Origin of the sequence: Flavobacterium sp. (assembly GCF_040382755.1) — a bacterium.
Lineage (GTDB): Bacteria > Bacteroidota > Bacteroidia > Flavobacteriales > Flavobacteriaceae > Flavobacterium.
On the sequence record NZ_JBEIET010000008.1, the window covers coordinates 23,791 to 37,933 of the forward strand.

General features: G+C 30.1%; 15 protein-coding genes. 10 read left to right on the forward strand and 5 right to left on the reverse strand.

What is annotated here, in order from left to right; all coding sequences use genetic code 11:
- Positions 1-44 precede the first annotated feature (44 nt).
- The 3 genes from ABWO04_RS01785 to ABWO04_RS01795 all read left to right on the forward strand — a co-directional run bounded on the left by ABWO04_RS01785 (position 45) and on the right by ABWO04_RS01795 (position 2,271).
- Complete coding sequence (locus tag ABWO04_RS01785; protein WP_353076782.1) at positions 45-485, forward strand: nucleoside deaminase; 441 nt, start codon at positions 45-47, stop codon at positions 483-485.
- 124 nt (positions 486-609) lie between these two features.
- On the forward strand, positions 610-1,377 hold the full coding sequence (locus ABWO04_RS01790) for an SIMPL domain-containing protein (protein WP_353076784.1): 768 nt from the start codon (positions 610-612) through the stop codon (positions 1,375-1,377).
- Positions 1,378-1,422: 45 nt separating this feature from the next.
- Positions 1,423-2,271 (forward strand): hypothetical protein, encoded by an 849-nt coding sequence (locus tag ABWO04_RS01795; protein WP_353076786.1) that lies wholly within the window; start codon positions 1,423-1,425, stop codon positions 2,269-2,271.
- Positions 2,272-2,309: 38 nt separating this feature from the next.
- Here ABWO04_RS01795 and ABWO04_RS01800 read toward each other — a convergent pair whose 3' ends face one another.
- Entirely contained in the window at positions 2,310-3,857 is a 1,548-nt protein-coding gene (locus tag ABWO04_RS01800; protein WP_353076788.1) for an Rne/Rng family ribonuclease, read from the reverse strand.
- A 346-nt stretch (positions 3,858-4,203) separates the two neighbouring features.
- Positions 4,204-4,497 (reverse strand): HU family DNA-binding protein, encoded by a 294-nt coding sequence (locus ABWO04_RS01805; RefSeq protein WP_353076789.1) that lies wholly within the window; start codon positions 4,495-4,497, stop codon positions 4,204-4,206.
- 133 nt (positions 4,498-4,630) lie between these two features.
- Here ABWO04_RS01805 and mutY point away from each other — a divergent pair, with 133 nt between their 5' ends.
- The 7 genes from mutY (at position 4,631) to ABWO04_RS01840 (ending at position 12,136) form a co-directional block, all read left to right on the forward strand.
- Positions 4,631-5,659 carry an A/G-specific adenine glycosylase gene (gene mutY / locus ABWO04_RS01810; protein ID WP_353076790.1) on the forward strand — a complete coding sequence of 343 codons (1,029 nt, stop codon included), beginning with the start codon at positions 4,631-4,633 and terminating at the stop codon, positions 5,657-5,659.
- Positions 5,660-5,695: 36 nt separating this feature from the next.
- Complete coding sequence (locus tag ABWO04_RS01815) at positions 5,696-6,109, forward strand: single-stranded DNA-binding protein (protein ID WP_291242426.1); 414 nt, start codon at positions 5,696-5,698, stop codon at positions 6,107-6,109.
- 77 nt (positions 6,110-6,186) lie between these two features.
- On the forward strand, positions 6,187-6,738 hold the full coding sequence (gene gldD, locus ABWO04_RS01820) for a gliding motility lipoprotein GldD (protein WP_353076792.1): 552 nt from the start codon (positions 6,187-6,189) through the stop codon (positions 6,736-6,738).
- Between the two features lie 81 nt (positions 6,739-6,819).
- Positions 6,820-10,599 carry a TraB/GumN family protein gene (locus ABWO04_RS01825; RefSeq protein WP_353076793.1) on the forward strand — a complete coding sequence of 1,260 codons (3,780 nt, stop codon included), beginning with the start codon at positions 6,820-6,822 and terminating at the stop codon, positions 10,597-10,599.
- Positions 10,600-11,268, forward strand: coding sequence for a queuosine precursor transporter (locus ABWO04_RS01830; RefSeq protein WP_353076794.1), 669 nt, complete (start codon positions 10,600-10,602; stop codon positions 11,266-11,268). It begins immediately after the preceding gene.
- Complete coding sequence (locus ABWO04_RS01835; RefSeq protein WP_353076795.1) at positions 11,261-11,818, forward strand: DNA-3-methyladenine glycosylase I; 558 nt, start codon at positions 11,261-11,263, stop codon at positions 11,816-11,818. Before ABWO04_RS01830 ends, ABWO04_RS01835 begins: the two co-directional genes overlap by 8 nt.
- 102 nt (positions 11,819-11,920) lie before the next feature.
- A complete protein-coding gene (locus ABWO04_RS01840; RefSeq protein ID WP_353076797.1) occupies positions 11,921-12,136 on the forward strand; it encodes a VF530 family protein in 216 nt (71 codons plus the stop codon).
- A 62-nt stretch (positions 12,137-12,198) separates the two neighbouring features.
- Here the strand turns inward: ABWO04_RS01840 and aat are convergent, their stop codons facing one another.
- From aat to ABWO04_RS01855, 3 genes are all read right to left on the reverse strand, one after another.
- Positions 12,199-12,834, reverse strand: coding sequence for a leucyl/phenylalanyl-tRNA--protein transferase (gene aat, locus ABWO04_RS01845; protein ID WP_353076798.1), 636 nt, complete (start codon positions 12,832-12,834; stop codon positions 12,199-12,201).
- A gap of 115 nt (positions 12,835-12,949) precedes the next feature.
- Positions 12,950-13,330, reverse strand: a complete 381-nt coding sequence (locus ABWO04_RS01850; RefSeq protein WP_353076799.1) for a DUF3127 domain-containing protein — start codon at positions 13,328-13,330, stop codon at positions 12,950-12,952.
- 12 nt (positions 13,331-13,342) lie between these two features.
- The coding region (locus ABWO04_RS01855) for a flavin reductase family protein (RefSeq protein ID WP_353076800.1) at positions 13,343-14,143 on the reverse strand (801 nt) is incomplete at its 5' end.

Here is a 14,143-nt window from a genome sequence, read left to right on the forward strand (position 1 = left end):
ACAATAATGTTTGTAAATTTGATTAATATATAATTGTAAGAAACTTGGAAACTATTTTTACCGACGAATATTTTATGAAAAAAGCGCTTCAGGAAGCTGAAATAGCTTTTGAAAAAGACGAAATTCCTGTTGGCGCTGTAATTGTTGTAAATAATACTGTAATTGCACGTACACATAATTTAACTGAGCTTTTACACGATGTTACGGCACATGCTGAAATGCAAGCCATTACAAGTGCCGCTAATTTTTTAGGAGGAAAATACTTGAAAGGATGTACGTTATATGTTACTTTAGAACCTTGTCAAATGTGTGCCGGCGCCTTGTATTGGAGTCAGATTTCTAAAATTGTATTTGGTGCAACTGATACAAAAAGAGGTTATAAAACATTAGGTACACAAATTCACCCAAAAACAGAAGTGGTTTCTGGAATTTTAGAAAAGGAATGTGCAGAATTAATAACTAATTTTTTTCAGAAAAAGAGATAAGTTAATTACGCAGAGATTCGCAAAATTATCACAAAGATTCGCAGAAAAATTTTCTGTAAACTTGGCATGTGGTTTGATATATGTTTTAAAATAAAGTAACCAAATCAACTTTAAAAAAATTACTATGAAAATTACAGACAAAATGAAATCTTCGGCAATTATTGGAATTGCTATTGTGACAACTGCATTTATATTAGGTACCGCTTTTAAAAATCGAAATGAAAATTTAGATTCGATTTCCGTTATTGGTTTAGGTACGAAAGATTTTGTGTCTGATGAAATTTTGTGGAGCGGAAGTTTTACTACAAGAAGTTATGATATTAAAGAAGCCTACAATAAAATGATTGCAGACCAGAAAATTGTGTCTAATTTCTTTTTAGGTAAAGGTTTTAAAGCCAGTGAGTTTAGTTTTGGTGCGGTGCAATTCAATAAAAAATTTAGAGAAGTGAGAATTGAAGAAGGCGATAACCAATATAATACGAAATACGAACAAGTTTTTGACGGCTATGAAGCTTCACAGACGATTTCATTTTCGGCAAAGAAAAACCCTGATTTAATGAAACGAATTGAAGCTGTTTCAAGTAAAACTTCGGAATTAATTAATTCTGGAATTGAATTGTCTTCAAATTCTATTCAATATACTTATTCAGATTTGCCAAGTTTAAAACACCAACTTATCGAAAAAGCCTCAAAAGATGCTTACGAACGTGCTGAAAAAATTGTAAAAACCGCTGATGGCGATTTAGGAAAACTAAAAACCGCAAGTATGGGAGTTTTCCAAATTACAGGACAAGGTTCTACTGAAGAAGATAGTTACGGTGGAAACAATGATACATTTAGCAAAAACAAAACCGCAAGAATTACAGTTAGGTTAGAATATGAGTTGGAGTAGGTTTAGTAATCAGTGTTTAGTTTATAGTAATCAGTTTCAAAGTAAATGAAAAAAATAATTATTAAAAGTATACTTCTTATTTTTGGAATTTTACTTTTTTATGCTTGTTCATCTAAAAATTTTCAAAATAAAGGTGATAATCCAAGAGAATCTATTGAAGAAATTATCACTAAACCAAATGCTTTTCATCTCAAGCTAAATATCGATAGTTTGTTGAATTCGTACAAAACAAAAATTTCAAATTTAGACAAAGATGAACTTGTTTTTCCTTTAGATTCTGTTATTGAATCAGATTCAAGCAGAGTTGTAGTAATTGTTAAGTTTATTAATAAAAAAGATGTTTTTGCTATAGATATATATGGTAATTGGCAAACTCAAAATATTTATTTTTATAAATTTGGAAATGGAGTATGGGAAAAATTAAAATCTGATACTTTTGATAGTGATATTTTACATTTTAGTTTTGAAAATTTCAGTACGGATGATGATTTTGAAATTTTGTTTCTTGGACATCCTAATATGAATGGCAATAGGCAACATACAATTTATAAATATGATTCGAAAGAGAATTATTTTGAAAAATCTGGTGAATTTTTCTGTGATAAATTAAGTTTTGACACATGTAAAAGTATATTATACTTTGAGTATGGAGGTTCTTGGTATACTCCAAATGAGAAATCTACATATAAGTGGGTAGGTAATAAAATTATTCCAATAAAGAAGGTAAGTCTTGAATTAAAGAAATATAATTATAAGAGTTTTAAACAATGGATTAGTTATTACGAAAACCCAACTCAAGATAAAGATACTCTAGTTTTAAAGTATAAGAAAACATACAACGAGAAAAATAAAAAACTGTATGATTTATGGGAGAATTTTTTCGATAAAAAATAAAAAAAAACCGCTATTCTTCCGAGTAGCGGTTTTGTTTTTTATAAAATTTCTTTTCCTTGGTTATCAAAGAAATGATATTCTAAGTACGTGTAAGCGTCACGAGGTATAATTTTCACCCATTTCTTATGTTCAAAAAACCATTTTGAACGTAATGATGGAAAACCTTTTGTAAGGTATGCGGCCACAAATGGGTGTACGTTAAGTACTACTTTTTTATGGTCTTTAATAATGCTTTCAAGGTTAGCTTCTATTTTGTCAATAATTAAAATTGCTGCTTCAACCTGTCCGTTTTCGTTCGGGTTTTCTTCGTTTGTTTCAATATTAACTTCAGGTCTAACTCTTTGTCTAGTAATTTGAACCAGTCCAAATTTACTAGGAGGCAAGATTTTATGCTTCGCCTTATCGTCACTCATTTCTTCTCGTAAGAAATCGAATAATACTTTTCTATTATCTGGATTTTGTAAATCTATAAAATCGACAACAATAATTCCTCCCATATCTCTTAGTCGTAATTGACGTGCAATTTCAGCTGCAGCTATCATATTTACTTCCATTGCAGTATCTTCTTGGTTGGTGGCTTTATTTGATCTATTGCCAGAATTTACATCAATAACATGTAAAGCTTCTGTGTGTTCAATAATTAAATACGCCCCTTTACTCATTGAAACTGATTTTCCAAAAGAGGTTTTTATTTGTCTTTCTATATTATACTTCTCAAATAGAGGTAAATCTTTCGACTGATAGTGTTTTACGATAGACGCTTTATCCGGAGCTATTTCTTGCAAATACTCCTTCGTTTTTAAATACAAATCTTCATCATCTACTTGAATACTCGTAAAAGTATCGTTAAAAATATCTCTAAGCATAGAAGAAGATTTTGTTAATTCTCCTAATACTTTTGAGGGATGATGTGCGGTTTGTAGTTTTTTGCACATGCTAGTCCAACGGTCTAACAGTGTTTCTACATCTTTTTCAATCTCAGTTGTTTTTCTGCCTTCGGCTACTGTTCTCACAATAACACCAAATCCCTTTGGTTTTATAGATTGTAGTAATTTTTTTAAACGATCTTTTTCTGCACGGTCTCCAATTTTTTGTGAAATGGATACTCGGTCAGAGAAAGGAACTAAAACTACATATCTTCCTGCTAAAGAAATCTCAGAACTAATTCTCGGTCCTTTTGTGGAGATTGGTTCTTTAACTACTTGAACTAAAATCGACTGATTGGCGCTTAATGTATCCATTATAGTGCCATCTTTGCTAATTTCAGGTTCAAAAGGGAAATTTTTGAGTGAATAATCTTTTATTTTACCTGCGCTTACAAGTTTAATAAATTTCATCAAAGATCCTAAGTTTGGTCCTAAATCATGATAATGCAAAAACGCATCTTTTTCATGACCTAAATGCACAAATGCGGCGTTCAATCCTGCAACGGGCTTTCTTATTTTTGCTATAAAAATATCGCCAACCTGAAACTGATTGCTGTCGCCAGCCTCTTTTTCTTTGTGTAATTCAATTAGTTTTCCATCTTTTAATAAGGCAAAATCTACTGCGTCTGAACTAGATCTAATGATTAATTCTTTGTTCATGCTGTATCTTTTTTATCCGAACATTTTGTTGTCGGTTGTTGATTGTTTATACCAAAGGTACAAAACAACTAGCAACTAGCAACTTATTGCTAGGATGGATTAAACAATTTAGGTAAAATACCCAATAAAACTAATCGTAAATTGACTTCATCAACTTACGGAATAATTTAAAATTCAATGAACGTAACTTGTTTTTTAAACAAAGAAAAGTAGTTATTAGACTACTTTTTCTTTTTGTGACGGTTAGCTCTCGCTCTTTTTTTACGCTTGTGAGTAGCTACCTTATGTCTTTTTCTTTTTTTACCACTTGGCATAATGTGTAGTTTTTTTTGATTAATAAATAATATTATACAGTTACTTCTGTCTTTTCTTTAACGCTTTCAACAAATATTTTAGCAGGTTTAAATGCTGGAATGTTGTGAGCAGGTATTTTGATAGTTGTGTTTTTTGAAATGTTTCTACCTGTTTTTTCAGCTCTTGTTTTAACAATAAAACTACCAAATCCTCTTAAGTAAACATTATCACCAGTTTCTAATGAATTTTTTACTTCTTCCATGAATGATTCTACAGTAGCTTGAACGTCACCTTTTTCAAGACCTAATCTTTCCGAAATTTTTGCTACGATATCTGCTTTCGTCATTTTCTTGCGTGTTAAATTTTATGTGTATTTTTTTGAGTGTGCAAATATATGAATTAAAAAAATACAAATTCAAACATAATGAACTAAAATTTAACCATATAAATGATTTATTTTTACAGCTTTAAATATTTATATGAATTTTTCAACCAAAATTATCAGTTGGTATCAACAAAATTATAGAGACTTGCCTTGGCGAAATACCAATGATGCCTACAAAATTTGGCTTTCAGAAATTATTTTACAGCAAACAAGAGTGAGCCAAGGATTGCCGTATTACATAAATTTTGTAACTGCTTTTCCAACCGTAAATGATTTAGCAAATGCCGATGAGCAAGAAGTTTTGAAGCTTTGGCAAGGACTTGGATATTATTCTCGTGCCAGAAATTTACATTTTACTGCTAAATTAGTTGTAGAAAACCATAATGGTATTTTCCCAACTACTTACGATGAATTAATAAAATTAAAAGGAATTGGAATATATACTGCAGCAGCAATTGCCTCTTTTTCGGCAAACGAATCGGTTGCGGTTGTAGATGGCAATGTTTTTAGAGTGTTGGCAAGGGTTTTTAATGTTGATTATGACATTTCATCAAATACAACTAAAAAGTATTTTATTGAATTGGCTCAAAAATTACTTTCTACAACGCAACCAAATCTTCATAATCAAGCCATAATGGAATTTGGAGCCTTGCAATGTGTGCCAAAAAGTCCAAATTGTTTAGATTGTGTTTTTAGTGACAGTTGTGAAGCATACAAACTTAAAAAAGTATCCGAATTACCTGTGAAACTGAAAAAAAACAAGATTACCAAACGATTTATGAATTTCATATTGGTTCATGATGCTTCTGGAAACTATATTATGAATAAGCGAACGGGAAACGGAATTTGGAAAAATTTATATGAACTTCCTTGTGTGGAATCTGAAAATGAGATGGATGAATCCGAATTGTTTCTTCAGTTAAAAGGAACCTATAACATTAAAAATTTTCAATATTATGAGGCCTTTGATGTATTGCATAAGTTATCGCATCAGCATTTGAATATTAAATTTTACAGAATAGAAACCGAAGAAACATTGAAAAACAGCTATACTTTTTCTGAAGTAAAACAATTGCCTGTTCCAATTGTATTGCATAATTTTATAGAAAAAATTGGTATATAAATAATATTTAGTATTTTTGATAAAAACATATAAGCCATGAACGGTACTTTAAACAAGGTTATTTTAATCGGACACTTAGGTGACGAGGTAAAAATGCATTATTTTGATGCTCAAAGTTGTATTGGAAGATTTCCATTAGCAACTAATGAAGTATATATTAACAAATCTACAGGTGAAAAAATCACTTCTACAGAATGGCATAATATAGTAGTGCGAAATAAAGCAGCAGAGTTATGTGAGAAATACCTTTCAAAAGGAGATAAAATATATATCGAAGGTAGAATAAAATCACGTCAATGGACAGCTGAAGATGGTACTACTAAATATACTACTGAAATTCAAGTTACAGAATTTACATTCTTAAATACGAAAAAAGATTCAGATTTATCTAAAGCACCAACTTCAAATCCGCCAAGTTCAAAAGATGTGGATTTTGATTCGTTAGATTAATTTTGATTTAGAGTATAGAGAATAGAATATAGAAAATAGAAAATAGAGTACAGATTGTACTTTTTTAAACACACAAAATGAAAATCCGCCTTATTTTTAGCCTATTTTGTCTTTCCTTACTTTCTTGTGGTGATGAAAAAATGCCCAAACCAACAGGACAATTAAGCTTGGAATATCCACCAGCAAAATATATGAAGTTTTCAAATTCTTGTGGTTTCGATTTTGATAAAAACGAATTGGCAGAAGTAAAAGCCACTTCAAATTGCGGATTGGAAATTCATTATCCAAAAATGAAAGCTACGGTGTATTTGACATACAAACCTGTTCAAAGTAATTTAGATAAATTACTAACTGATGCTCAAAAATTAACATACGAACACGCTATAAAAGCAAATGATATTGCAGAGCAACCCTACGTAAATACTTATAGTAAAGTATACGGAATGTTTTATCAGGTAGGCGGAAATGCCGCTACAAATGCTCAGTTTTACGCTACAGATAGTACTAAAAATTTCATTACTGCAAGTATGTATTTTTACTCCAAGCCAAATTTTGATTCCATACTACCAGCAGCAGACTATATTAAAAACGACATGAAACAGATTATAGAATCTATCAAATGGAAATAGATTTTATTTTTTGTAAAAATTCGTATTAAAAATCTTTTCAATTTATTATATTTGGGACAATTTAACTTAATAATTATCCCTTTGAAAAAGATTTTATTTTTACTTACACTTTTATCACTTTCTACAGTTGTTGCACAAGAAAAAAAATACCAAAGTTTATTTTGGGAAATTTCGGGTAACGGATTAACCAAAAAATCCTATATGTATGGAACCATGCACGTTTCTGATAAGGTTTCCTTTCATTTGTCTGATTCGTTTTTTGAAAAATTAATGGCTTCAGATTTTATTGCTAACGAAAGCGAACCAAATACTTGGTCAGAATTGTACGATTTGTATGGATTTTATCAATCTACTCAAACAAGAAGAAATTTCTACACTAATTTTTATACTTCACCTATAGAAAAAGACTATTTATATTCTCTTTTTAGAGGTTCAAATTACAATTTAATAGGATTATTATCTCGAACCAATCAAGCCAACCAAGAATTTCAGGAGGAAACTTATTTGGATATGTTTATTTACAGAACTGGAAGAAAATATGGTAAAAAGACATTAGGTTTAGAAAACGTTAAATCTACTACTATAAATATCGAAAAAGCGGAGGCTGAAATGGATAGAAGTGAAGTGGATGATAACAAACAAGCTATTTTAAAACTATTAAAAAAGCGTTCTTATGCAGAGGTTTTAAGAGACGCATATCGTGAAAAAGATTTAGATTTATTGGATACGCTAAACATGCTTTCGTCTCCAAAATTATACAACAAAGCCATGCTTTTTGATAGAAATGAAATTATGTCTAAAAGCATGGATTCTATCATGAAAACTGGAAGTTTGTTTGCTGCAGTTGGTGCCGCACATTTACCTGGAAAAAATGGAATGATTGAAAAGTTACGAAGAAAAGGATATACCGTAACACCAATATTTTCTGACTATACTGAAAAAGGAAAAAAAATAAAAAAACAAATTGAGGAGTATTTTGTAAAGCCTGTTTTTGAAATAAACACAACAGCAGATGAAATGATTTCTTTGCCTTTGTTTCCTTTGGTTTTAAAAAATGGCGAAAATTTAGAATCTCCAGATTTAGGAAACGGTGGCTATATTAATGTAAAACGTATGTTGCTGAAGGATTTTATTAGCAAAAAAGACGAAAAATTCAATCATAAAACGCTTGATAGTTTATTTTTTGAAAATATTCCAGGTGAAATTTTAGAGAAAAAGACATACCAAGAAAAAAATAATTTTGTGTATGATATCAAAAGCAAAACTAAAACGGGTAAAAACGAAAGATATAGATATTATATAACACCACTTGAAATTATTGCTGTAATAATGAGTGGAGAAGGCGATTATGTTAGAAAATATGAAGATGAGGTATACAATAATATAAAAATTAAATCGTACAAACAGGAGTTGACAACAGTATTGCCAAACAAGCAAAATTTTAAAGTTACGTTACCATCTTATTACACAACTGTAGGAAATAAAAGAGACAATAAAAGACTGGAAGATACCGAAATTTATGCGTTTGACGAACAAGAAAACGCACATTATTTTGTCATAGAAAGTACGATGATGGATTATGAAAATTTAGAGGATTCTGAATATGAATTGAAAAGAATGCATTATGAATTTTATGCGGCTCACGAGTTGGATTCTTTGCAAACAAGTTTTGACAAAAATAAATTTGAAGTTATATCGCAAACAAAATTAAAAGCTAAAAATATATATCTAAAATCGGCCTTAAAAGGAAATAAATATTATTTATTGGGAACTGTAAATGCTTCAAAAAATAAAGTTGATACTTTTTTTAACTCATTCGAAATTACAAAAGCAAAAGAAGATATTGTTTATAAAACATTTAAAGATTCTACAGCTCATTTTTCTGTAGAAATTCCGAAACAAGAAAACGAATATTTAGATTTTAAATTTGAAAGAAAAAACAGGTATAAAGAAGATAATAAAACCAATCATTTTGAAGTAAAATACAAATCTTTTGATATTTTTTCGCCAAACAAAAGCAATATACAAATTACATATTCGCAACCACATAGGTACGAAAGTTATGCCGTTTTAGATACGCTTTTTAATCAAATTAAGAAAAACATTTCAGTAGATTTTGAATATAAAAATTATACCGACAGTAATGAATTTAATTATTCTGATAGTGCCGTTGTAGTCGATTCTGTTGCTACAGAAGCCGTGAGTTTTAATTCTGTATCAAACACTATTGATACAAATGAAAAGGATAAATTTAATCCTTTAGATTACAAATCAACTACTTGGGACAAAACATTGGCATTAACATCGAATCAAAAGTTAGATTTGGTTAATGAAAAATTCACTAAAGACGAAGCCAACGATTTTTATGTATACGAAGTTTTGGCTACAAAACCTAAAAGTACACAAGCTATTAAATATAAAATTGTACTCAAAAAAGGCGAATATTACACGCTCACAACTTTAGTTGATAAAAATTACAATAACGACAACCCTTTTATTGAAAAAGTATTCAATTCGTTTAAAGTAGATGATGCTTCCATAACATCAAGAACCTTTTTTGAAAATAAATTCAGCATTTTTGAAGAAGATTTAAATAGCGAACACGATAGTATACGCTATTCGGCAATAAAATCATTTAACAATTTAACGATTGAAGAATCTGATTTTTCAAAAATTAAAAACCTGTTAGAAAATTTCGAATTTAGAAAAGAAGAAATGGATTTTAAAGGTGAATTATTTGAAAGCATTGGATCTTTAAAATCTTCAGAAGTACTTCCGTTTTTAGAACAAGCGTATAAAAAACAAGACGTTTCAACACAAACACAATTTTCAATTTTACGTGCTTTGGCTTTACAAAAAAGCAAAGTGGCATATAAAAAAATTGCCGAATTATTAGATTATGATTTACCAATTTCAGAAAGATATGTAATTTCTGGATTGTTTAATTTATTTATGGCAGACCTCGAAAATGCTCAAGTTTTATATCCAAATATTTTAGAATATTATAGTATTAATGAATTTCACGAGCCAATAGTTGAGTTTGTGCAAGTGCTATTAAATTCTGAAAAGGTATCATCAAAAAAACTAAAATCATACAAAAAAATGCTGCTCACCAATGCGAAATTAGAATACAAACGATTGGTAAGTTGGAAATTCGAAGATGAAGCCAGTGATGATGATGACGAATATAATTATGATGATGAAAATGTTGCACCTGTGGAAGCTTTAAATAGCTATTTATCTATTTTATATTCATACAAAAATGAAAAAGATATGCGTCAATTGTATGAGAAATCAGAAAAATTAAATATTGACGATTTAAATGTGGCTATTGCTAATCGCGAATTGGCAATAAATAAAAAGCTGGATAAACGTGTATTAGATAAATTAATTAGCAATCCAAAAACAAAATATACGGCCATGCAAATGCTGTATCACAATAAACAAACGGAAGAATTAGCTGCGTTTAGTAAAGATAGTATCGTGATGAATGCCATTCATTATTATGAAGATTTTGATAAAAAAAATGATTCAATTGTGTTATTAGATGAAAAAATAGTTAATCATAATGATAAAAAAATAGCTTATTTCTTTTATAAGAAAATTAATATAGAAGCTGATTCGTATGGTAAAAATACTGAAAAGTTAACCGCTATTGCTTTTGTTTATGATGAAAAAAATCAACTAAATCTGAAAGCTTTTAGACGATTTGATGATGAAAAAATTATTGATGATAAAGAAATTGATCAGAAAATGAAAACGATGATTAATGAATCGCTAAATGACAATCATTTGAGAGTAAATTTTTCAAGTAATCCAGTAGATGACAATTACGAAGAAGAGGAATATTACGAAGAATAAATGTTAAGAACCAAAAAAGAAATAGTTTATATTATTTTGGCAGGTATTTTTATTACAAATGCCATAACTGCCGAACTTATTGGGGGAAAATTAATTCAAATTGGTCCTTTTGTATTAAGTATGGGTATTTTGCCTTGGCCAATCGTATTTATTACTACCGATTTAATTAATGAATATTTTGGAAAACAAGGTGTGAAAAGACTCAGTTATATCACAGCAGGTTTAATTGCCTACTGTTTTGTGATTTTGTTTTTTTCGATGAAAATTCCAGAAGCAAAAGGCATCAGTCCGGTTTCTAATGCTGAATTTACAGCTGTATTTGGTCAAAGTAATTTAATTATTGTAGGTTCGATAATTGCGTTTTTAGTGGCGCAGTTTTTAGACGTCACGCTTTTTAGTTATTTTAAAAAGAAAACCGGAGAAAAAATGATTTGGTTACGAAGCACAGGTTCTACTGTGATTTCACAATTAATTGATTCTTTTATAGTAGGAGGAATTGCTTTTTATTTACCAGGAATTTGGAATACACAACAATATATAGAATTTTCATTAACTGGGTATTCATTTAAACTAATTATCGCAGTTTGCTTAACGCCAATGATATATTTGGGTCATTATTTAATTAATACTTACATCCATAACAACGAAAAACCAATAGTAAATGACTAAGAAACGCTGTGCTTGGTGCGAAAAAACCGATTTATACAAAGAATATCACGATAACGAATGGGGAAAACCTGTTTATGATGATGCTACTTTGTTTGAATTTCTAATTTTAGAAACGTTTCAGGCGGGTTTAAGTTGGTACACCGTCTTAGTAAAACGAGATAATTTTAGAAAAGCATTTGCAGGTTTTGATGTGCAAAAAGTTGCTAAATTTACTGATGCCAAATTGCAAGTTTTATCTGAAGATGCTGGAATAATTAGAAACAAATTAAAAATAAATGCGACAGTAACAAATGCACAAGCTTTTATAAAAGTGCAAGAAGAATTTGGAAGTTTTTCTAAATATATTTGGTCTTTTGTAGACAATAAACCAATTGATAACAAACCAAAAACGTTAAGTGAAGTACCAGCAACATCAGAAATTTCGGATAAGTTAAGCAAAGACTTAAAAAAACGTGGTTTCAAATTTGTAGGTTCTACAGTTGTTTATGCACATATGCAAGCCACAGGTATGGTAAACGACCACGTTGCAGATTGTTGGGTGAGAGGTTAGTAATCAGTGTTCAGTTTTTAGTATTCAGTAAAAAATAGTATTAAATTAAAATATAAGTATTTACATTAAATCGTAAATCCCAAATCAAAAATCGTAAATAAAATGGATCCACTTCACGGCATAACGTTAAAAGCAATACTCGAAAAATTAGTCGAGTATTATGGTTTTGATACGCTTGGCGAATTGATAAAAATCAAATGTTTTAATGAAAATCCTTCTATAAAGTCTAGTTTAACATTTTTACGAAAAACAGAATGGGCTCGAAAAAAAGTAGAGGAATTATATGTGAGAAGTATAAAAAAGTTTGACGCAAGATAAATTTGTGTTCAAAATAAATCTCTGCGTTGCTCTGTGTTTCTTAGTGTGTCTCTGCGTAATATCTAACTTTTCAAAATTGCTAAAAATTCTTCTCTTTCAATTTCTATACAACCTAAACTTTCTAAATGATTATTATGTACTTGGCAATCTAAAAGTTTATAGTTAGCTAATTCTAATTGTTTTGCTAAATGAATAAACGCAACTTTACTCGCATTAGGCACTTTTGAAAACATACTTTCGCCACAAAACACATCGCCTAAATCTATTCCGTATAAACCGCCTACTAATTTGTTATTTTGCCAAACTTCTACGCTTTTTGCATAACCTAATTCATTTAGTTTACAATAAGCAGCTATTATTTCATCCGAAATCCAAGTGCCGTTTTGGTCTTTTCTTGTCGATTTTTGACAATTGGTAATAACAGCTTTAAAATTTGTATTAAAAGTAACCTGAAATTCTTTTTTTAGCAGTATTTTTCTCATACTTTTCGTAATTCGTAAATTTTCGAAAAACAACACCATTCTTTCGTTTGGGCACCACCAAAGTTTTGGTTCATCAGCATCATACCAAGGAAAAATTCCGTTTTGATAGGCTAATAAAAGTCGTTCTGGAGACAAATCACCTCCCACAGCAATAATACCTTCGGGTGAAGCTTCAGAAGCTGGAGGAAAATAAAGTTCTGGTGTTAAAAAATACATATTTTTAAGAAATTCCAATTTTTTAAATTTCAAAGTGCAATAAAAATTCCAAATTCCAAAATGAAAACAATTGGAATTTGGAATTTAAATTTTAGAATTTACTTTTAATCGAAGATTAAAAAGGTAAATCGTCGTGTTCTTCTTCTTTAAAGTCGGTTGCTGGCGCAAATGCTTCAGCAGCAGGCATTGGAGGCATATCTGGAGCACTTGCAGGCGCAGGATTTGATAATCTTTCTATTCTCCAACCTGTAATGGTGTTAAAATGTTTTACTTCTCCTTGTGGAGATGTCCATTCTCTACCTCTTAAATTGATAGATACTTTTACTTGCTCGCCAACTTGGTACGAATTTAAATCGTCCACTTTTGCTTGTTGAAATTCAACCGAAATATGTTGTGGATACTGCTCTTCAGTAGTAACAACTAATTCTCTTTTTTTAAATGAAGCACTTACATCTTGTGTAGCTCCAATTACTTTAATTTTTCCAATAACTTCCATAACTCTAATAATTTATTTTTGTGCTAATAACAATTTCCAAGCGTTTAAAACCTGATTATTGTCTAAATATTCTTTTGCTTTTTTAAATTTTGTATTAAAATCGTCTGAACTTAAAACCGCTTTTACTTCAAAATTTTCTTTTACAAATATAGTAATTTCTTCGTCATTTGGAATAGCTTCTATATTTCCTAATTTCCCTAAATCATTTCCATTAAAATAGCCACTTTCTTTAATGAAAACTGGTATCATATCTACACCAATTCCTAAAGTAGTTAATGGTTTTTCCACTTCAAACAAACCTTCATTTGCACGACTGTACCAATTTCCACCCAAACGTGAAACGACATCAATTTTGTGTTGATCAATCATTTCGTTTTCGTCAAGAATACTTTCGTGAATGTGAATTTTTACCACTTCACAAATAACTAAATTTCCTGCACCACCTTCTGTGCCTAATGCAATAATGTCGTTTACTTTACATTCAAACTGCACCGGACTTTCGGCCACTCTATATGGCGCTACACTATCTGATGGCAACATAGTAAATCCAGCTTTTTCAAATTCGTTTACACCATCTGGATATTCGGTACTTGATAAACTCATTTGTTGCACCATATCGTAATTTACAATATTAATAACAACTTCACGTGTGTCTTGTGCGTTTATCAAAGTGTGTTTTATAGTATTGTTTCGCACGCGTCTGGCAGGCGAAAAAATTAAAATAGGAGGGTTGCTGCTAAAAACATTAAAAAAACTAAATGGCGATAAATTCGGATTTCCATCTTCGTCCATAGTACTTGCAAACGCTATTGG

What these genes read in the sequence shown, in the direction of transcription:
- ABWO04_RS01790 (WP_353076784.1), top strand. Translation starts at nt 610, where the DNA reads ATGAAAATTACAGACAAAATGAAATCTTCGGCAATTATTGGAATTGCT.
- ABWO04_RS01795 (WP_353076786.1), top strand. Translation starts at nt 1,423, where the DNA reads ATGAAAAAAATAATTATTAAAAGTATACTTCTTATTTTTGGAATTTTA.
- ABWO04_RS01800 (WP_353076788.1), bottom strand. Translation starts at nt 3,857, where the DNA reads ATGAACAAAGAATTAATCATTAGATCTAGTTCAGACGCAGTAGATTTT.
- ABWO04_RS01805 (WP_353076789.1), bottom strand. Translation starts at nt 4,497, where the DNA reads ATGACGAAAGCAGATATCGTAGCAAAAATTTCGGAAAGATTAGGTCTT.
- mutY (WP_353076790.1), top strand. Translation starts at nt 4,631, where the DNA reads ATGAATTTTTCAACCAAAATTATCAGTTGGTATCAACAAAATTATAGA.
- ABWO04_RS01815 (WP_291242426.1), top strand. Translation starts at nt 5,696, where the DNA reads ATGAACGGTACTTTAAACAAGGTTATTTTAATCGGACACTTAGGTGAC.
- gldD (WP_353076792.1), top strand. Translation starts at nt 6,187, where the DNA reads ATGAAAATCCGCCTTATTTTTAGCCTATTTTGTCTTTCCTTACTTTCT.
- ABWO04_RS01830 (WP_353076794.1), top strand. Translation starts at nt 10,600, where the DNA reads ATGTTAAGAACCAAAAAAGAAATAGTTTATATTATTTTGGCAGGTATT.
- ABWO04_RS01835 (WP_353076795.1), top strand. Translation starts at nt 11,261, where the DNA reads ATGACTAAGAAACGCTGTGCTTGGTGCGAAAAAACCGATTTATACAAA.
- ABWO04_RS01840 (WP_353076797.1), top strand. Translation starts at nt 11,921, where the DNA reads ATGGATCCACTTCACGGCATAACGTTAAAAGCAATACTCGAAAAATTA.
- aat (WP_353076798.1), bottom strand. Translation starts at nt 12,834, where the DNA reads ATGTATTTTTTAACACCAGAACTTTATTTTCCTCCAGCTTCTGAAGCT.
- ABWO04_RS01850 (WP_353076799.1), bottom strand. Translation starts at nt 13,330, where the DNA reads ATGGAAGTTATTGGAAAAATTAAAGTAATTGGAGCTACACAAGATGTA.